Source organism: Actinoplanes hulinensis, from assembly GCF_019429605.1.
Taxonomy (GTDB): domain Bacteria; phylum Actinomycetota; class Actinomycetes; order Mycobacteriales; family Micromonosporaceae; genus Actinoplanes; species Actinoplanes campanulatus.
This window is the reverse complement of record NZ_JAHXZI010000030.1, coordinates 17074-34535: the sequence shown is the minus strand read 5'-3', so window position 1 is coordinate 34535 and position 17462 is coordinate 17074. Positions and strand designations below refer to the sequence as shown.

Annotated in this window: 16 protein-coding genes; 7 read left to right on the top strand and 9 right to left on the bottom strand. The window is 70.8% G+C overall.

What is annotated here, in order from left to right:
• Position 1: 1 nt before the first annotated feature.
• From KZ829_RS38705 to KZ829_RS38685, 5 genes are read right to left on the bottom strand one after another with little or no spacing between them, the layout of a single operon-like run.
• Positions 2–1162, bottom strand: coding sequence for a Gfo/Idh/MocA family protein (locus KZ829_RS38705; RefSeq protein WP_220148811.1), 1161 nt, complete (start codon positions 1160–1162; stop codon positions 2–4).
• The gene (locus KZ829_RS38700; protein ID WP_220148810.1) at positions 1162–2622 is read right to left on the bottom strand and encodes a mannitol dehydrogenase family protein; all 1461 of its coding nucleotides are present in this window, start codon (positions 2620–2622) and stop codon (positions 1162–1164) included. The genes KZ829_RS38705 and KZ829_RS38700 overlap by 1 nt, the downstream gene beginning before the upstream one ends.
• A complete protein-coding gene (locus KZ829_RS38695) occupies positions 2613–3902 on the bottom strand; it encodes an enolase C-terminal domain-like protein (RefSeq protein WP_220148809.1) in 1290 nt (429 codons plus the stop codon). Before KZ829_RS38695 ends, KZ829_RS38700 begins: the two co-directional genes overlap by 10 nt.
• Positions 3902–5320, bottom strand: coding sequence for a glucuronate isomerase (gene uxaC, locus KZ829_RS38690; protein WP_220148808.1), 1419 nt, complete (start codon positions 5318–5320; stop codon positions 3902–3904). The genes KZ829_RS38695 and uxaC overlap by 1 nt, the downstream gene beginning before the upstream one ends.
• Positions 5317–6636 (bottom strand): Gfo/Idh/MocA family protein, encoded by a 1320-nt coding sequence (locus tag KZ829_RS38685; protein ID WP_220148807.1) that lies wholly within the window; start codon positions 6634–6636, stop codon positions 5317–5319. The genes uxaC and KZ829_RS38685 overlap by 4 nt, the downstream gene beginning before the upstream one ends.
• Positions 6637–6854: 218 nt before the next feature.
• Here KZ829_RS38685 and KZ829_RS38680 point away from each other — a divergent pair, with 218 nt between their 5' ends.
• From KZ829_RS38680 to KZ829_RS38660, 5 genes are read left to right on the top strand one after another with little or no spacing between them, the layout of a single operon-like run.
• Positions 6855–7880 (top strand): LacI family DNA-binding transcriptional regulator, encoded by a 1026-nt coding sequence (locus KZ829_RS38680; RefSeq protein ID WP_220148806.1) that lies wholly within the window; start codon positions 6855–6857, stop codon positions 7878–7880.
• A 9-nt stretch (positions 7881–7889) separates the two neighbouring features.
• Complete coding sequence (locus tag KZ829_RS38675) at positions 7890–9188, top strand: ABC transporter substrate-binding protein (RefSeq protein WP_220148805.1); 1299 nt, start codon at positions 7890–7892, stop codon at positions 9186–9188.
• Positions 9189–9193: 5 nt separating this feature from the next.
• On the top strand, positions 9194–10168 hold the full coding sequence (locus KZ829_RS38670) for a carbohydrate ABC transporter permease (protein WP_220148804.1): 975 nt from the start codon (positions 9194–9196) through the stop codon (positions 10166–10168).
• Positions 10168–11004: a carbohydrate ABC transporter permease gene (locus tag KZ829_RS38665; RefSeq protein WP_220148803.1), complete on the top strand. Its 837-nt coding sequence runs from the start codon at positions 10168–10170 to the stop codon at positions 11002–11004. Before KZ829_RS38670 ends, KZ829_RS38665 begins: the two co-directional genes overlap by 1 nt.
• A complete protein-coding gene (locus KZ829_RS38660; RefSeq protein WP_246637006.1) occupies positions 11001–11852 on the top strand; it encodes a hypothetical protein in 852 nt (283 codons plus the stop codon). The genes KZ829_RS38665 and KZ829_RS38660 overlap by 4 nt, the downstream gene beginning before the upstream one ends.
• A 645-nt stretch (positions 11853–12497) precedes the next feature.
• Here the strand turns inward: KZ829_RS38660 and KZ829_RS38655 are convergent.
• Together KZ829_RS38655 and KZ829_RS38650 are read right to left on the bottom strand one after the other, a co-directional pair.
• The gene (locus KZ829_RS38655; RefSeq protein ID WP_220148802.1) at positions 12498–13778 is read right to left on the bottom strand and encodes a hypothetical protein; all 1281 of its coding nucleotides are present in this window, start codon (positions 13776–13778) and stop codon (positions 12498–12500) included.
• Positions 13779–13876: 98 nt separating this feature from the next.
• A complete protein-coding gene (locus KZ829_RS38650; protein ID WP_220148801.1) occupies positions 13877–14344 on the bottom strand; it encodes an Lrp/AsnC family transcriptional regulator in 468 nt (155 codons plus the stop codon).
• A 128-nt stretch (positions 14345–14472) separates the two neighbouring features.
• On the opposite strand from KZ829_RS38650, the gene ald reads away from it, so the two are divergent.
• The gene (gene ald, locus KZ829_RS38645; protein WP_220148800.1) at positions 14473–15588 is read left to right on the top strand and encodes an alanine dehydrogenase; all 1116 of its coding nucleotides are present in this window, start codon (positions 14473–14475) and stop codon (positions 15586–15588) included.
• A gap of 31 nt (positions 15589–15619) precedes the next feature.
• On the opposite strand, the gene KZ829_RS38640 is transcribed toward ald, so the two are convergent.
• On the bottom strand, positions 15620–15784 hold the full coding sequence (locus tag KZ829_RS38640; RefSeq protein WP_220148799.1) for a hypothetical protein: 165 nt from the start codon (positions 15782–15784) through the stop codon (positions 15620–15622).
• A gap of 115 nt (positions 15785–15899) precedes the next feature.
• Here KZ829_RS38640 and KZ829_RS38635 point away from each other — a divergent pair, with 115 nt between their 5' ends.
• Positions 15900–16589: a lytic polysaccharide monooxygenase gene (locus KZ829_RS38635; protein ID WP_220148798.1), complete on the top strand. Its 690-nt coding sequence runs from the start codon at positions 15900–15902 to the stop codon at positions 16587–16589.
• Between the two features lie 34 nt (positions 16590–16623).
• Here the strand turns inward: KZ829_RS38635 and KZ829_RS38630 are convergent, their stop codons facing one another.
• The gene (locus tag KZ829_RS38630; RefSeq protein WP_220148797.1) at positions 16624–17445 is read right to left on the bottom strand and encodes a MetQ/NlpA family ABC transporter substrate-binding protein; all 822 of its coding nucleotides are present in this window, start codon (positions 17443–17445) and stop codon (positions 16624–16626) included.
• Positions 17446–17462 lie beyond the last annotated feature (17 nt).

The following is a 17462-nucleotide window of genomic DNA, read 5'->3' as shown; positions in this document are numbered from 1 at the left end:
TTCAATCCCTTTGTCGTACGGGCTGAGCAGCCCCCAACCTCAGCCGGGGTTCCACGACGGTGCGATGGACCTCGGCGGCCCAGGGCACCCTCGTCTCCGAGGGCAGCCGATCGGTCTCGGCCACCTCCCGGACGATCTCGTCGATCCCGGTGACGACCCGCCCGCCGCCGTCCGGGTGCGGCGCGAGCCAGCCGTCGCCGATCACGCTCGGTTCGGGCGCCCGCACGATCGCCTCGGCGACCGCGGTGAACAACCCGGTCCGGGCCAGCGGCGCCAGCAGCGGCGTCCGGGGGTCGCGCCGGTGCTCGATCAGGTTCTCCAGCAGCCCGGTCCGGCCGGGGACCCGCTGGACCTCGGCCTGGCCGGACAGCCGCAGGCGGTCGGTCGGGTACTCCAGGACGGCGCCGCCGGCCCGGATCTCCCCGGCGATGAAGACCGCCGACGCCAGCGTCACCCCCACGGTGACGCGGCGCCCGTCGTTCCCGGTGAGGCGCAGGAACGTGGTGTCGTCGGTCTCGATCGGCCGGGTCCGGTAGCGCTCCAGCTCCATCCGGACCGGCCGGAACCCGGGGCCGCCCTCGTCGGCCAGCACCAGCGCCTGCATGAGGGCGTGCGCGAACGGGTTGACCAGCGCCCCGTCCAGCACCGGCCGGCCGTCCACGGCACGGCGCCCGGCCCAGGGCGCCCGCTCGTAGTAGGAGTCCGGGCGCCACCACGCCCCGGACACCCCGATCGGCCCGGCCGGCGCGGCCGCGCACAGTTCGGCGAGAGCCGTCGACCCGAGCGCCTGGAACCCGACCTGGCAGAGCCGCCCGCTCTCGGCCACGGCCTCCGCCAGCCGGTCGTGCTCGAACGACGACATCACCGGCGGCTTCTCCAGCAGCAGGTCGGCGCCGACCGCCAGCACGTCCAGCGCGATCGCCAGGTGGGTGTGCGGCGGAGTGCAGACGATCACGATCTCCGGCCGCTCCCCGGCGAGCAGCTCCCGGTGGTCGCGGTAGAACGGCACCCCGGGCAGCGGCGCGTCCGGGTGCGGGTCGACCGGCTGCCGGTCGCAGAGCCCGGCCACCTCGACGGTTCCGGCGTCGGACAACCGCTGCAACGTACGCCGGTGCGAGAGCCCGTGGCCCCCGGCGCCGATCAGCGCCACCCGGGTGGCCATCAGCCCAGCCCCTTCACCGTCGCCACGACGCCGTGCCGGTCCAGCTCGCCGTACCAGCGCAGCAGCTCGGCGCGCAGGACGTCGTCGCCGGCGAGCTCCGGCCCGAAGACCGCGTCCAGGCCGAGCAGGGCGCCCACCACACCGGCCGGTGTTTTCGGCGCGCCGGCCAGGGCGTCCCGGATCAGCCCGGCCAGCGGGTCGTCCAGCGGCAGTTGGGCGCCGCCGTCGGCGGATCCCCGGGCGAAGCGCATCCAGGCGGCCACCATCAGCGCGCCCCAGACCGGGACGGCGCCGGCCCGGCGGCGTTCGGTGATGGTGTCGAGCAGCCGGTACGGCAGCTTCTGGGTGCCGTCCATCGCCACCTGGAGGTTGCGGTGGCCCAGCTCGCGGTTGGCGAACCGCTCCAGGACCGACTCGCCGTACCCGGTCACGGTGACCCCGGGCGGCGGCGCGATGGTCGGCGCGATGTCGTCGGCGATGAGCCTGCGCAGCAGCCCGGTCATCCCGGGCAGCTCCAGCGAGTCGGCGATGAACTCCCGGCCGGCCAGCGCGCCCAGGTAGGCGGCCGACGAGTGGACGCCGTTGAGGGCGCGCAGCTTCAGCGTCTCCCAGGGGGTGACGTCGCCGGTGAGAATCGCGCCCGCGGCCGCCCAGTCCGGCCGCCCGCCGGGGAAGTCGTCCTCGATCACCCATTGGGTGAACGGTTCGGCCACCACCGGCGCGGCGTCGTCGGCGCCCAGCGCGGCGGCCGCCCGGCGGATGTGGTCCGCGCTGGTGGCGGGCACGATCCGGTCCACCATGGTGGACGGGAAGGCGACGTCGGCGCTCAGATCGGCGCCGGCCACCTCGAGCGCCTGCTCGACCAGGCCACGGATCCGGGCGCCGTTGCGCTGCATGTTGTCGCAGCAGAGCACGGTGAGCGGTCCACCGCCGGCCGCCCGGCGCCGGATCAGCCCGCGGGCCAGCAGCGCCGGCACGCTGACCGGTGGCGCCTGGCCGGTGAGCTGGGCGCGCAGGTCGTCGTCGACCAGCAGCCGCCCGGCCGGGTCGAGCCGGTACGCCTTCTCGGTGACGGTCATCGACACGATCCGGATGCTCGGGTCGGCGATCGCCGCGACCACCCCGTGCGGGTCGCCGGCGGCGTGCCCGAGCCCGGCCAGGATGCCGATCGCGCGGGCCCGGTCCGCTCCACCGCCGACGGTCAGCACGCTGTAGAGCCCGTCCTGCTCGCGGAGTCTCTCCAGGATGTCGCGCGAGCGCGGTGCGACGCCGAGGATCCCCCAGTCGCCGCCCGACGCGGCGACCGCGTCCTCGGTGAAGACGGCCTGGTGGGCGCGGTGGAAGGCGCCCAGGCCGAGGTGGACGATCCCGGCACGGACGCTGCCGGGGCTGACGGCGGGACGGCTCGCCTCGGGCAGCGACGTGAGCGCCCCGCGACCGAGACGGTAGGTCACCGCCATGCCGGCCCGTCCGGGAAGCGGAACTCGGCGATCGACTCCGGCTTCATCTCGACGCTGTAGCCGGGCAGCCGCGGCAGCCGGTAGCGGCCGTCGACCACGGTGACCGGGTCGGTGAAGTGCTCGTGCAGGTGGTCGACGTACTCGATCATGCGGCCGTCCAGCGACCGGCCCACCCGCAGGAAGTCGAAGATCGCCAGGTGCTGCACGTACTCGCAGAGGCCGACGCCGCCGGAGTGCGGGCAGACCGGCACCCCGAACTTGGCGGCCAGCAGCAGGATGGAGAGCACCTCGTTCACGCCGGCGACCCGGCAGGCGTCGACCTGGCAGACGCCGATCGCGCCGGCCTGCAACAGCTGCTTGAAGATCACCCGGTTGGCGGCGACCTCGCCGGTGGCGACCCGGACCGGCGCCACGGCGCGGGCGATCCGGGCGTGACCGAGGACGTCGTCGGCGTGTGTGGGCTCCTCGATCCAGTACGGGTCGAAGGCCTTCAGCTCCTCCATCGCGGCGATCGCCTGGTCCACGTCCCAGACCTGGTTGGAGTCCATCATCAGCAGGGCGCCGTCGGGCAGCTCGCCGCGGATGATGCCGGCCCGGCGGACGTCGTCCTCCAGCGGGCCGCCGGTCTTCATCTTGACCGCGCGCCAGCCGTCGGCCACCGCCCGCCGGGTCAGCTCGCGCACCTTGTCGTCGGGGTAGCCGAGCCAGCCGACGCTCGTGGTGTAGGCCGGGAAGCCGTCACTCTCCAGTTCGGCGAGGCGTTCGGCGTACCCGATGGCGCCCTTCTCGAGGATCTCGCGCGCCTCGCCGGGCGTGATCGCGTCGCTGATGTGCCGGAAGTCGATGGAGGCGACCAGCTCGTCGGCCGGCATCTCGGCGAGGTACCGCCACATCGGCTTGCCCGCGAGGCGGGCCCGCAGGTCCCAGACCGCGTTGATCAGCGCGCCGGACGCCATGTGGATGACGCCCTTCTCCGGGCCGAGCCAGCGCAGCTGCACGTCCGCGGTGATGGACCGCCAGAAGCCGACCTGGTCGGCGGCGATCTCCTCGACGGTGCGGCCGGTGACGTGGTGGGCCAGCGCCTCGACGGCCGCGCAGGTGAGCTCGTTGCCGCGGCCGTTGGTGAAGGTCAGGCCGCTGCCGGTGACCCCGGCGTCGGTGGTGACCTCGACGTAGGTGGCCGAGTAGTCACCCTTGTTGATCGCGTCGGAGCCGTCACCGGCCGCCGCGGTCGGGAACCGGACGTCGTGGACGTCGACGCCGGTGATCCGCACTGTCATCAGTTCTTCTCCAGTCGGAAGACACGCTTCGGGAGGTGGTAGGCGAGGTCGGCGATGGTCTCGGCGGCCTCGTCGAGCGGGAGGCGGTGCTCGGCGACGAGCCGGGCCAGGAATCCGGCGTCGATGCGGCGTGCCACGTCGTGCCGGGCCGGGATGGAGCAGAACGCCCGGGTGTCGTCGACGAATCCGGACGTGTTGTAGAAGCCGGCCGTCTCGGTGGCGGTCTCCCGGAACCGGCGCAGACCCTCCGGGCTGTCCAGGAACCACCAGGGCGCGCCCAGGTAGAGGCTGGGGTAGCCGCCGGCGAGCGGGGCGAGCTCGCGGGTGAAGACGGTCTCGTCCAGTGTGTAGAGCACGATCCGCAGGCGAGGGTCGGCGCCGTACGCGTCGAGCAGCGGCTTGAGCGCGTGCACGTAGTCGGTGGCCGACGGGATGTCGCCGCCCACGTCCCGGCCGTGCCGCTGGTAGAGCGCCTCGTTGTGGTTGCGGACCGAACCCGGGTGCAGCTGCATGACCAGGCCGTCCTCGAGGGACATCTTCGCGAACTCGACGAGCATGTGGGCCCGGAACGCCTCGGCGTCGGCCGCGGTGGCGCCGCCGCCGAGGGCCTTGCGGTAGAGGACGGCCGCGTCGGCGTCGCTCAGCAGCAGGGTGGCCGCGGTGAGGTGGCCGTGGTCCGAGCTGGTGGCGCCGGCCTCGATGAACGCGGCCCGGCGGCTGCGCAGCGCGTTCAGGAAGCCGGGGTAGGTGCCGACGTCGAGGCCGGTCAGCTCGCCGAGCCCGGCCACCCGCTCGGCCCAGCCGGGCCAGTCCGGGTCGACCAGGTTGTCGGGACGGAACGTGGTGATCACCCGGCCGCCCGGGCCGCCCCAGCCGTCGGCGGCCAGTTTCGCGTGCGCGCGCAGTTCGTCGAGAGGGCTCTCGGTGGTGGCCAGCACCTCGATGTTGAACCGGGTGAACAGCGCCCGCGGCCGGAACTCGGGCTCGGCGAGCCGGGCGGACAGCTCGTCGTAGATCTCGTCGGCGTTCTGGCCGTTCAGCGGCTTGGTGAGACCGAAGACGCCGGAGAGCACCTTCTCCGTCCAGAGCCGGGAGGGGGTGCCTCGGAACAGCTTCCAGTTCTCCGCGAGCAGCCGCCAGATCGCCCGCCCGTCGGTCTCGACCGCCGACCCGTCGATGCTGGGCACGCCGAGCCGGGCCGGTGGAATGCCCTGGCTGGCCAGCATCCGGGTGACGTAGTGGTCGGGGACCACGAACAGCCGGGCCGGGTCTCCGAACGGCTGGTCGTCGGCGAGCAGCACCGGGTCGACATGCCCGTGCGGGCTGATCAGGGGCAGATCCTTGGCGTGCCGGTACAGCTCGCGGGCGATCTGCCGCTGGGTCGGCTCGGCGGGGAAGAGATGGTTCTCGTCGATCACTCGTTGTCCTCAAGATCTAGGAGGTCTTGCACGCGTATGGCCTGCCCCTGAGCCAGGGACTCGTTGGCGGCCAGGCCGGTGAGCAGGGCGCGGGCGCCGTCGACGGCGCCGGCCGTCCGCCCGAGCGGGTCCGTGGGGGCGTCCGGCCGGATCAGGTCGGCAAGCATCCGCACGTCCGCGCCGCCGTGCCCGTGCCGGGACAGCCCGTCCACCACGACCTCCCGGGGCGGCGCCCAGAACGGCCGGACCAGCAGCCGCTTGAAGCCCTTCTCGGCGGCCGATTCGGCGCCCGGCTCGCCCTTGACGCCGGCCGCGGCCGCGGGTGAGACGTGGTCGCTCTCCACGACCTCCAGCTCCAGCCGGCCCCGGCTTCCGTTGAACATCACCCGGTAACCCTCCCAGGGCGCGTACGCCGTGAGGTGGTAGCTCATCGACGCGCCGCGGGTGTAGCGGACCAGCACGGCCATGTCGTCCTCGATGGTCACCCCGGGCGCGAAGACGTTGCGGTCCCGGATGTAGCCGTCGTCGCCCTCGGCTTCGAGGTAGAGCTCGCGCATGGTCGGTTCGTCGGTCATCCGCAGCGCGAACGGGTCCCCGTCGGCGGTCGCCGCACCGTGCGCCCGGTCGTAGTCCCGGGCGTACCCGTGGCGGCGTCCCTGCTCGCCGTAGAAGAACAGCCGCCCGGCCGCGAAGACCTGCTCGGGCCCGTCGTCGAGCCACCAGTTGACCAGGTCGAAGTGGTGGCCGGCCTTGTGCACCAGCAGGCCGCCGGAGTTGGCCTTGTCGCGGTGCCAGCGGCGGAAGTAGTCGGCGCCGTGCCGGACGTCCAGCAACCACTCGAAGTGGACCGAGCCGATCTCGCCGATCTCGCCGGACGAGATCACCCGCTTCACCGCCTCGTGCAGCGGGTTGTAGCGGTAGTTGAAAGTGACCCGGACGTCGCGCCCGGTGCGCCGTTGGGCGTCCAGGATGCGACGGCAACCGGCGACGTCGACGGTCATCGGCTTCTCGGTGATCGCGTCGCAGCCGGCGTCGAGCGCCGCCGCGACGTAGTGGTCGTGATAGCGGTCCACGGTCGCGACCAGCACGACGTCGACGCGCTCACGCTTGAGCATCTCGGTGAAGTCCGCCGCGTCGTACACCGGGACGGGTTCGGCGAGCCGCCTGTTGTGGACGGCCGGCCGGGCCTGGTTGGTGTCGGCCATCGCGACCAGCTCGGCCACGTCCGCGTGGTCGCCGGTGATCGCGCGGAGGAACATTCCGGCCCGGGAGCCGGCGCCCACGAGGGCGTACCGGCGGCGGGAAGAGAGGGGCATTCCGTCGCCTCCATTCGGCAAACGTTTGCAACAGCTTAGGGAGCAAACCACGACCCAAGTCAATGCGTAGCTATCATTTGTCCACATATGACACGACTGAGTCATGGCCCGGCAACAAGATCGACATTGAAGGGCGTTGACATGACAGCAACCGTTTGCATTAATGGCTGTCACCTAGAGACCCGGGTCACATCCGGGCCGTCATCAAGGGAGGCACCGTGGCTGTGACGATCCGGGACGTCGCAAGGGCGTCCGGCGTGCACATCTCCACGGTGTCGCGCACGTTCTCCGCGCCGCATCTGGTCAACCCCGAGACCCGTTCCCGGGTTCTGGCCACCGCGGAGCAGCTCGGTTACCGCCCCAACCGGGCGGCCCGGGCACTGATCACCGGACGTACCCACAACATCGGCCTGATCGTGGCCGATATCGCGAACCCGTTCTTCCCGCCTCTGATCAAGGCGGCCGAGACCCACGCCCGGCGGCGGGACTACCACGTCTTCGTCGCCGACACCGACGAGGATCCGATCGTCGAGTCCGACCTGGTGCAGGCACTGGCCAAGCAGGTCGACGGGATCCTGCTGTGCAGTCCCCGGATGAGCGACGACCAGATAGAGCAGTTGCGCCGCGAGGTGCCCCTGGTCGTGATCAACCGCATGATCACCGGCTTGCCCGCGGTGGTCATGGACGTGGGACAGGGCGCCCGGGAAGCCGTGCGCCACCTGCTGGACCTGGGCCACCGCCACCTGGTCTATCTGGCCGGGCCGCGGGGCTCGTGGACCAACCGGGAGATCCGCCGGGCCGCCGGGGCCACCGCCCGTACGGCCGGCGCGGATCTCACCGTCCTCGGCCCGAACCAGCCGGTCGAGGAGGCCGGGGCGGCCGCCGCCGAGGCGGTGCTCGCCACCGGCGCCACCGCGGTGCTGGCCTACAACGACCTGATGGCGATCGGCCTGCTACAGGCGTTGCAGGACCGCGGTGTGGAGGTCCCCGGGCAGGTCAGCATCGTCGGGATCGACGACATCGCGTACAGCGGGCTGGTGCGACCACGGCTCACCACCGTGGCCAACCCGACCGCCGCCGCCGGCCGTGCCGCCGTCGACATGCTGCTCCAGCAGGGCGACGACGGGGCGACCGGGCAGGTCACCCTCCGGACCGACTTGATCATTCGCAACTCCACCGGCCCGGGGCCGTACGCCCCGGCCGTCGCGATCGCCGCTGAGGTTGCCGCACACGTCAAGGAGTGACGAACCCCCATGACCACCTCATCCCACCCCCTTCCCCGGCGCCGCCTGCTCCGCGGCCTGGTCGCCGGCATGCTGGCCCTTCCCCTCGCCCTCGGCGCCTGTGGCGGCGAGGAGTCCAGCGACGACGGCAAGGTCGAGCTGAGCTTCTTCTGGTGGGGCGCCGAGGCCCGCGCCCAGCTCACCGAGCAGGCCCTCGCCCTCTACACGACCAAGCACCCCGAGGTCACGTTCAAGAAGACCTGGCAGGCCAACCAGGGCTACTTCGACAAGCTGGCCACACTCACCGCCGGCAACGACGCGCCGGACATCTTCCAGATCGACGACAACTACCTGGCCGAGTACGCGACCCGCAACGTCACGCAGGACCTCACCGAGTACCAGAAGTCCGGGAAGATCGACACCTCGAAGTTCCCGCAGGGTCTCGTCACGTACGCCACTGTGGACGGCAAGCTGGCCGGCGTGCCGTTCGGTGAGAACACCCAGGGTCTGGTCTTCAACAAGACCAAGCTGGAGGCCGCCAAGGTGCCGCTGCCCACCACCGGGCAGTCCTGGGAGGAGCACATCGCCTGGGCCAAGGGCGCCGCCGCGAAGACCGGTGTGGCCGGCACCCAGGACCCGAGCGCCGACTACAAGGCGTTCTGGGTGTGGCTGCGCCAGAACGGCAAGGAGTTCTACAACGGCAGCCAGCTCGGCTTCACCCAGGCCGACGTGCAGGCCTGGTTCGAGCTGTGGAAGGGCGCCCGGGACGCCAAGGCCACCCCGACACCGGACGTGATCCACGAGGGCAACGCCACCGACGTCAGCAAGCAGCTGGTCGTCACCGGCAAGGCGCTCACCTCCTGGGTGTGGGCCAACCAGATGCCCGAGCTGCAGAAGAACACCAAGGACGCGCTGGAGGTCATCGCGTACCCGGGTGACTCCACCAAGCAGTGGCCGCGCGCCTCGATGTACTTCTCGGTCTACAAGGGCAGCGAGCACAAGGACGTCGCGGCCGACGTGCTGAACTTCCTGGTCAACGACCCGGAGGCGGGCAAGATCCTGGGCACCGACCGCGGTCTGCCGTCGAACACCGAGATCCGCGCCCAGGTCGCCGCGTCGACCGAGAACCCGTCGATGAAGCAGACCATCGAGATGGTCAAGGAGCTGGGCAAGACCTTCGGCCCCGGCCCCGCGGTGCCGCCGAAGGGTCACAGCACCGTCCGCTCCGAGCTGATCAAGGCCGCTGAGGAGGCCCAGTACGGGCGCGCCACCCCGGCCAAGGCCGCCGAGCAGTTCTTCGCCGCCGCCCAGGCCGCGATCAGCCGGTGAGTCCCATGGCAACAACGGCACGGCCCTCGCCGACCGCGCCGACGACCGGTCCCGCCGCTTCCCAGCGGCGGGGCCGGCCCGCCAAGCGCAAGAACGACGGCGTCGCCGGCTACGTCTTCCTGTCCCCCTGGCTGCTCGGGCTGCTGACCATCACGGCCATCCCGATGCTGATGTCGCTCTACCTCAGCTTCACCAACTACGACGTCCTCTCCGACTGGGAGTCGATGAAGTGGGTGGGGCTGGACAACTACCGCACCATGTTCACCGAGGACCCGTCCTTCTGGCACGCGGTCCGGGTCACCCTGGTCTTCGCGCTGGTGGCCACCCCGCTCAAACTGGCCGCCGCGCTCGGTGTGGCGATGCTGCTGAACAGATCGTTCAAGGCCGCCGGCCTGTTCCGTGGCCTGTTCTACCTGCCCTCCCTGCTGGGCGGCAGCGTGGCGCTGGCCATCGTCTGGGTCAACATGTTCAACCGCGACGGCGCGTTCAACTCCTTCCTCGGCTGGTTCGGCATCGAGGGCAAGGCGTGGGTGAACGACCCGGACTTCGCGCTCGGCACGCTGATCCTGCTGGCCGTGTGGCAGTTCGGCGCCCCGATGGTGATCTTCCTGGCCGGTCTCAAACAGGTCCCCGTCGAGCTGTACGAGGCGGCCTCGGTGGACGGCGCCAGCCCGTGGCGCAAGTTCCTCAGCATCACGCTCCCGATGCTGTCGCCGGTGATCTTCTTCAATCTGGTGCTCGAGACGATCAACGGCTTCCAGGGCTTCACCTCGGCGTTCGTGCTCAGCAACGGCACCGGCGGCCCGGTCGACTCAACCCTCATGTACACGCTGCACCTCTACATCAAGGGCTGGAACGAGTACCAGATGGGCTACGCCTCGGCGATGGCCTGGGCCTTCCTGCTCGCGATCGGCCTGGTCACCGCCGTCGTCTTCCGGACCGGCAAGTTCTGGGTGCACTACTCGGACGGAGAAGACTGATGACCCTCCAGCGCCTGGCCCGGCCGTTGACGCTGGTCCTGCTCTCGGCGGTGGTGCTCTACCCGCTGGTGTGGATGCTCGGCAGCTCGTTCAAGAGCCCGGCCGAGGTCCTGAACAACGTGGCGGTGCTGCCCAACGAGTGGACGCCGGGCAACTACACCGACGGCTGGAGCAACTTCGACGTCAGCTTCGGGCGGTTCTTCCTCAACAGCGCGCTCGTGGCGGGCCTCACGGTGGTCGCCAACTGCATCTCGTGCCTGCTGGCGGCGTACGCCTTCGCCCGTTTGAAGTTCCGGCTGCGCGGCTTCTGGTTCGCCATCATGATCGGGACCCTGCTGCTGCCCGGCCACGTGCTGATCGTCCCGCAGTTCGTCATGTTCAAGACGTTCGGCTGGGTGGGCGGCGACTGGCCGTACGCGCCGCTGATCGTCCCGCAACTGCTGGCCACCGAGGCGTTCTTCGTCTTCCTGATGGTCCAGTTCATGCGGGGAGTGCCCCGTGACCTCGACGAGGCCGCCACGATCGACGGCTGCTCCCCGTACGGCGTGTTCCGGCACGTGATCCTGCCGCTGTCCCGGCCGGCTCTGGTGTCGACCGCGATCTTCTCGTTCATCTGGACGTGGAACGACTTCTTCCGCCAGCTGGTCTACCTGTCCGACCTGGAGAAGTACACCGCCCCGGTGGCACTGACGCTGTTCATCGACTCCAGCGGGCAGTCCTCGGTCGGCCCGATGTTCGCCATGTCGGTGCTGTCGCTGGCCCCGGTCTTCCTGTTCTTCGTGGCCTTCCAGCGGATGCTCGTCGAGGGCATCAACACGTCGGGCCTCAAGGGATGACCACGCCCGCCGCCACCGGCCCGCTCGCCACACCGGCGGGCGGGCCGAGCACCCCACTCCCCACTCCAGCCGACGGGCCGAGCACCCCACTCCCCACTCCAGCCGACGGGCCGAGCACCCCACTCCCCACTCCAGCCGACGGGCCGAGCACCCCACTCCCCACTCCAGCCGACGGGCCGAGCACCCCAATCGCCACGACGGCGGATGGGCCGAGCGCCCCGCTCGCTATCACGGCCGGCCGGCCGAGCGGTCCGAACTGGCCGCGTGAGGACGAGCCGGAGATCCGGCCGGACTGGCGCGAACGGTTCGCGCTCGGCACCGATCTCGCGCTGATCGGCATCGGGGTGACGGTCGCGGCGCTGCCGGTCCTGACCCTGCCGGCGGCGCTGGCGGCTGGTTCGACGGCGGTCCGGCACCGCTACCACGCCGGTTCGCTGCCCGCCTTCCGGCCGTTGCTGCGGCAGTTCCGCCGCACCCTGCTGCCCGGTGTCCCGGTCGTGCTGGTGGCCGCGCTGCTGCTGATCGACCTGGTGGCGCTGAGCCGCGGCTGGGTACCCGGCGGCACGCCGATGCTGGTGATCACCGCGGCCGTCGTCACCTGGCTGGCCGGGGTCACCACACTCACCCTGGTGGCCGGCGGCCGTGATCCGTCGCAGTCATGGAAGGCCGCGATCGGCTGGGCCTGGGGTCAGGCGGTGAGCCGGCCGTGGTCGGCGATCGCCCCGGCGCTGGCCGGCATGCTCGCCTTCTTCCTGGCACTCTCGGTCCCGGCGACGATCCCGCTGGTGGTGGGCTTCCACCTGTTCGCCGGCCACGTCCTGAGCGACCGCCTGGCCCCCGCGGAGTGATCCCGCCACACCCGCGACGTTCACTCACCGCGCTCCGCGCCCACACCCCGTGATCTTGGACGCTTTACGACCGCTGGCGGTGGCAATACGTCCAAGATCGCGGAAGGTTGCGCGCGAAGCACCGCCCCCATCCCCGCCCTCCGCAACCTTGGACGCTTTACGACCGCTGGCGGTAGCAATACGTCCAAGATCACGGAAGGTTGCGCGCGCGAAGCACCGCCCCCATCCCCGCCCTCCGCAACCTTGGACGCTTTACGACCGCTGGCGGTAGCAATACGTCCAAGATCACGGAAGGTTGCGCGCGCGAAGCACCGCCCCCATCCCCGCCCTCCGCAACCTTGGACGCTTTACGACCGCTGGCGGTAGCAATACGTCCAAGATCACGGAAGGTTGCGCGCGCGAAGCACCGCCCCCATCCCCGCCCTCCGCAACCTTGGACGCTTTACGACCGCTGGCGGTAGCAATACGTCCAAGATCACGGAAGGTTGCGCGCGCGAAGCACCGCCCCCATCCCCGCCCTCCGCAACCTTGGACGCTTTACGACCGCTGGCGGTGGCAATACGTCCAAGATCACGGAAGGTTGGCGCGCGGAGGGTTGGCGCGCGGAGGGTTGGCGCGCGGAGGGTTGGCGCGCGGCGCGGCACGTCAGCGCGGTGTGGGCCAGAGGCGGGCGGCCAGCCACCAGACGCCGAGGAACAGCAGCACCAGCAGGCCGGTGAGCACGACCGTGACCGGCAGCAGGGTCAGCGCGTCAAGATCCAGCAGCGGCGGCGACCCCGCCCGGGTCCGCCCTTCGGCCAGGATCCGATCGGGCACGTCGATCGACTCGACGTCCCCGTTGACCGGGATCTCGTCCCCGGCGAGCAGTTCCCGGCCGCTCCCCAGCTCGATCAGCCGGGCGCTCTCGATGCCGTCCTGGCTGGTCAGCTCGTCCTGCCCGAGGGCGTCGGCGAACAGCGACGGGTTGGCCGCGCGGGTGGCCGTGTACTCGACCGTCGCCGGCCGGCCCTTCCACCAGCCGAGGACCCGTAGCGCGTAGACGCCGTCGCGGGTCCAGGAGGGCCCGGTCACCGTGCCGTCGGCCGCCGCGATCGTCCGGACCGTCCACCGTCGCGGGTACCCGGCGCAGTCGCACTTCTCGCCGCTCACCACGAGCAGGCTCTGCCCGTCCCGGGTCCACGCGCCCTTCCCGGCGATCCGCGCGCCGGCCGGCAGGGGCAGGTCCACGCTGCTGCCGTCGGCGAGTGTGAGCACCCGGATCCGGTCCTCCACCTGGAAGGCGAGCCGCGTCCCGTCCGGCGAGAACGCCACGGTCCATCCGGGCAACGCGGCCATCGGGCTCAGCACGGCGATCTCGCGCATCGCGCCGCTGCGCACGTCGACGACCTTCAGGCGTACGCCGTCGTCGGGCCCGCCGTGGTCGTTCCACGAGCCGAACAGCACCGCCACCGAGTTTCCGTCCGGTGACCACGCCTGGGGTTCGACGCGGAGGTCGCTGGTGTCGTCCCGCTCCCGGAAGGCGGTGATCTTCCCGGTTCCCAGTTCGGCGACGCCCTCGTCCACGGCGATGTGCGTGCCGTCCGGGGAGAGCACCGAGGACATGCCGGCCGGCCCGTACAGTTCGGTGACCCGGTAGGTGTCGTCCGCGCGCCCGACCAGTCCGCTGAGGTGCCCGGACTCGTCGGCGAACCAGGTGTTCGAGGTGTAGAGAACGGAGGCCGCGGCGATCGGTGCCTCCAGGCCGTCGGGGGTCCACGGCGACGGGGCACCGACCCGCTCCGGCAGAGATCCGGGACCCTGTGGCGCCGCCTTCGCCGACCCGCCGCTCGGGCGCCATTCGAAGCCGAACATCGGATAACCGCAGCACAGCACCAGTAGCGCGACGACGAAGGCCACGCCGGTCACCCACGCCGTCAGCCCCGCCATCCGTGGCAGCCCATTCGCCCGCACCCGCGCCTCCCATGATCAACAAGCTGCGGCGCGCCGAGCATAGATGAACGCGTGAATCCGGGGAGCGGAGGCGGTCAGGAGCCGCGGCGGTGCTCGAAGATCAGGTAGGTCTCGGTGCCGGCGACCAGGCGGGTGCCGCTGAGCCGCTCGGCGATGATCGAGCGGAGGTCGTCGACGTCGGCGCAGGCGACGTGCAGCAGGAAGTCGTAGGACCCGGAGACGAAGTAGACGTCGCGGACCGCCGGGATGCCGGCCAGTGACTCGGCGAAGCGGCCGATCTCCTCGCGGGCGTCCGAACGGATCCGCACGGCGATCATGGCCTGGATCGGGCGGCCGATCCAGGCCGGGTCGACGTCGGCGTGGAAGCCGCGGACCGCGCCGATCTCGCGCAGCCGCCGGATCCGGGTGAGGCAGGTCGACGGGGCGATGCCGACCCGTTCGGCGAGCGCGTTGTTGGGCATCCGGCCGTCGGACTCCAGCAGGCTCAGCAACTCCAGGTCGATGTGATCGAGGCCTCGAACATCCTTCGGCAGATCGGTCATCCGGGCACGCCGGATCGAAGGATTTGCCCGTCGGCGTCAGTGAACAGAATCTTCTTCGCTCGTGTTGCCCCCGAGCTGCACATCGTTCCACTCTATCGCCATCGGGAGTTGGTGGCGGAAGGAACCCCATGCACATCGGTGTGCCGGCAGAGGTCAAGAACCACGAGTACCGGGTGGCGATCACCCCGGCCGGTGTCGTGGAGGCGGTGCGACACGGGCACGAGGTGTCGGTCCAGGCCGGCGCCGGCGTGGGATCCGCCATCAGCGACGCCGACTTCGAGGCGGCGGGCGCCCGGATCCTCCCGGACGCGGACGCCGTGTGGGGCGCGGCCGACATGATCCTCAAGGTGAAGGAGCCGATCGCCGAGGAGTACCACCGGCTGCGCGCCGGGCAGGTCCTCTTCACCTACCTGCACCTGGCGGCCGACGCCGAGGGCACCAAGGCGCTGCTGAACAGCGGGACCACCGCGATCGCGTACGAGACGGTGCAGCTCGCCGACGGGTCGCTGCCGCTGCTCGCGCCGATGTCCGAGGTGGCCGGCCGGCTCGCGCCGCAGGTGGGCGCGTACAGCCTGATGCGCAACAGCGGCGGCCGGGGTGTGCTGCCGGGCGGCGTCCCGGGGGTGGCGCCCGCGAAGGTGACGGTGATCGGCGGCGGCGTGTCCGGTGTGAACGCGGCGACCATCGCCCTCGGCCTGGGCGCCGACGTCACCGTGCTGGACCTGAGCATCCCGCGGCTGCGGCAGATCGACGACCGGTTCGGCGGCCGGGTGAAGACCCTGGTGTCCAGCTCGTACGCGGTCGAGCAGTCGGTCCTGGACGCCGACATGGTGATCGGCGCGGTGCTGGTGCCCGGCGCGAAGGCCCCCACCCTGGTCAGCAACGCGCTGGTGAAGCGGATGAAGCCCGGCTCGGTGCTGGTCGACATCGCGATCGACCAGGGTGGCTGCTTCGAGGACTCGCGGCCCACCACCCACCAGGACCCGGTCTACCGGGTGCACGAGTCGGTCTTCTACTGCGTGGCCAACATGCCGGGCGCGGTGCCGAACACCTCGACCTACGCGCTCACCAACGCCACCCTGCCGTACGTCCTGCGCCTGGCCGACCTGGGCTGGCGCGACGCGCTGCGGGCCGACCCGGCGCTCGCGCTGGGCCTGAACGTGCACGCCGGTGTCCTCACCAACGACCTGGTCGGCTCGGCCCTCGGGCTCCCCACCGAGCGGATCGAAACGATCCTGGCCTGATCGGCCTTCAACCGCGCCCTGCTCCCGGCCGTCAGGCGGCCGTGTGCAGGGCGCGCTCGTGTTCGAGATCGAGCGCGGTGGCCGGCCGGCCCTCCGGGCGGCGGATGTCGACCAGCTCGACGTGGTCCTCGGGCCGGATCCGGGCGGGCAGTCTTCCGAAGCGCTGGTGCCGTTCGGCGGCGGTCTCCTCGGTCATGCTCCGATCATGCGCCGTCGTGTGCGGATCGCGCCATCCCGCTTTTAATTTAGGAAACCTTACTTTATATTTCTGTCACACCCATTAATCGACATCTGTCATTGGAGGGAGTGGCATGCGCAAGTTTCTGACCCTGCTCGCCGTCGCCGTCCTGGGGACCGCGGGCTCGATACTGGTCGCCTCACCGGCGGCCGCGCACGGATATGTCTCGTCACCGCCCAGCCGGCAGGCCCTGTGCGCGCAGGGGCGGGTCGCCTGCGGGCAGATCAAGTACGAGCCGCAAAGCGTCGAGGGCCCCAAGGGCCTGCGGAACTGTCACGGCAACAACGGTGTCTTCGCCGAGCTCAACGACGACAGCAAGGGCTGGCCGGCCACCAACGTCAGCACCTCGCAGACGTTCACCTGGATCAACACGGCCCGGCACGCGACCGCGAGCTGGGAGTACTTCATCGGCGGCACGCGGGTCGGGTACTTCGCCGGCAACAGCCAGCAGCCGCCGGCGACGCTGTCACACACCGTCAATCTGAGCGGCTTCTCCGGACGGCAGAAGGTCCTCGCCGTCTGGACGATCGCCGACACCGCCAACGCGTTCTACTCGTGCATCGACGTCAACATCGGCGGCACCGGCGGGGGCGGCGGCACTCCCCCGCCGACCGGCTGCACGGCGGCGGCGTGGAGCAGCGGCGCGGTCTACGTGGGCGGCAACCTGGTGTCGCACAACCGCCACACCTGGCGGGCCAAGTGGTGGACGCAGGGTGAGACGCCCGGATCCGCCGACGTGTGGGCGGACCAGGGCGCCTGCTGAGGGTTTCGGGGAGCCGCACGCGGCTCCCCGAACATCAGAACGCGGCCAGGACCGAACCCTGGTACTTGTCCTCGATGAACTTCTTCACCTCGGCGGAGTGCAGCAGCTTCTCCAGCTTCACGACCCGCGCGTCGGTCTCGTCACCGGTGCGGACGACGACCAGGTTGGCGTACGGGTTGTCGTCGCCGGTCTCCAGCACGAGCGAGTCGGTGGCCGGCTTGAGCCCGGTCTCGATCGCGTAGTTGCCATTGATCACCGAGATCGCGGTGTCCTCCAGGCTGCGCGGCAGCTGCGCGGCCTCGAGCGCCTTGAACTGGAGGTTCTTCGGGTTGGCGGTGATGTCCTTCTCGGTCGCCTTGACGCCGACGCCGTCCTTCAGGGTGATCAGGCCGTTCTTGGCGAGCAGGGCGAGGGCGCGGCCCGAGTTCGACGGGTCGTTCGGGATGCCCACGACGCCGCCGGAAGGCACCTCGGCCAGGGTCTCCACGGTCTTGGAGTAGACGCCGAGCGGCTCGATGTGCACCGGCTTGAGCGCGGTGAACTTGTAGCCCTTCGACGCGACCTCCTCCTCCAGGTACGGGATGTGCTGGAAGTAGTTGGCGTCCAGCTGCTTCTCGCTGAGCGCCACGTTGGGCTGGATGTAGTCGTTGAACTCGACGATCTCGATCTTCAGGCCCTCGGCGGCGGCCAGGTTCTCCGAGACGTACTTGAGGATCTCGCCGTGCGGGACCGGGCTGACGCCGACCTTGAGGGTGTCCTTGTCCGCGCTGTCGGAGGAGTCGGACGAGCCGCACGCGGCCAGGCCCAGGGTGAGGGTGGCGGCGGCCAGGACGGCGGCGAAGGAGCGGCGGCGCATGAGGAACCTTTCATTTC

What these genes read in the sequence shown, in the direction of transcription:
- KZ829_RS38705 (WP_220148811.1), bottom strand. Translation starts at nt 1,162, where the DNA reads ATGGCCACCCGGGTGGCGCTGATCGGCGCCGGGGGCCACGGGCTCTCG.
- KZ829_RS38700 (WP_220148810.1), bottom strand. Translation starts at nt 2,622, where the DNA reads ATGGCGGTGACCTACCGTCTCGGTCGCGGGGCGCTCACGTCGCTGCCC.
- KZ829_RS38695 (WP_220148809.1), bottom strand. Translation starts at nt 3,902, where the DNA reads ATGACAGTGCGGATCACCGGCGTCGACGTCCACGACGTCCGGTTCCCG.
- KZ829_RS38685 (WP_220148807.1), bottom strand. Translation starts at nt 6,636, where the DNA reads ATGCCCCTCTCTTCCCGCCGCCGGTACGCCCTCGTGGGCGCCGGCTCC.
- KZ829_RS38675 (WP_220148805.1), top strand. Translation starts at nt 7,890, where the DNA reads ATGACCACCTCATCCCACCCCCTTCCCCGGCGCCGCCTGCTCCGCGGC.
- KZ829_RS38670 (WP_220148804.1), top strand. Translation starts at nt 9,194, where the DNA reads ATGGCAACAACGGCACGGCCCTCGCCGACCGCGCCGACGACCGGTCCC.
- KZ829_RS38665 (WP_220148803.1), top strand. Translation starts at nt 10,168, where the DNA reads ATGACCCTCCAGCGCCTGGCCCGGCCGTTGACGCTGGTCCTGCTCTCG.
- KZ829_RS38660 (WP_246637006.1), top strand. Translation starts at nt 11,001, where the DNA reads ATGACCACGCCCGCCGCCACCGGCCCGCTCGCCACACCGGCGGGCGGG.
- KZ829_RS38655 (WP_220148802.1), bottom strand. Translation starts at nt 13,778, where the DNA reads ATGGCGGGGCTGACGGCGTGGGTGACCGGCGTGGCCTTCGTCGTCGCG.
- KZ829_RS38650 (WP_220148801.1), bottom strand. Translation starts at nt 14,344, where the DNA reads ATGACCGATCTGCCGAAGGATGTTCGAGGCCTCGATCACATCGACCTG.
- ald (WP_220148800.1), top strand. Translation starts at nt 14,473, where the DNA reads ATGCACATCGGTGTGCCGGCAGAGGTCAAGAACCACGAGTACCGGGTG.
- KZ829_RS38640 (WP_220148799.1), bottom strand. Translation starts at nt 15,784, where the DNA reads ATGACCGAGGAGACCGCCGCCGAACGGCACCAGCGCTTCGGAAGACTG.
- KZ829_RS38635 (WP_220148798.1), top strand. Translation starts at nt 15,900, where the DNA reads ATGCGCAAGTTTCTGACCCTGCTCGCCGTCGCCGTCCTGGGGACCGCG.
- KZ829_RS38630 (WP_220148797.1), bottom strand. Translation starts at nt 17,445, where the DNA reads ATGCGCCGCCGCTCCTTCGCCGCCGTCCTGGCCGCCGCCACCCTCACC.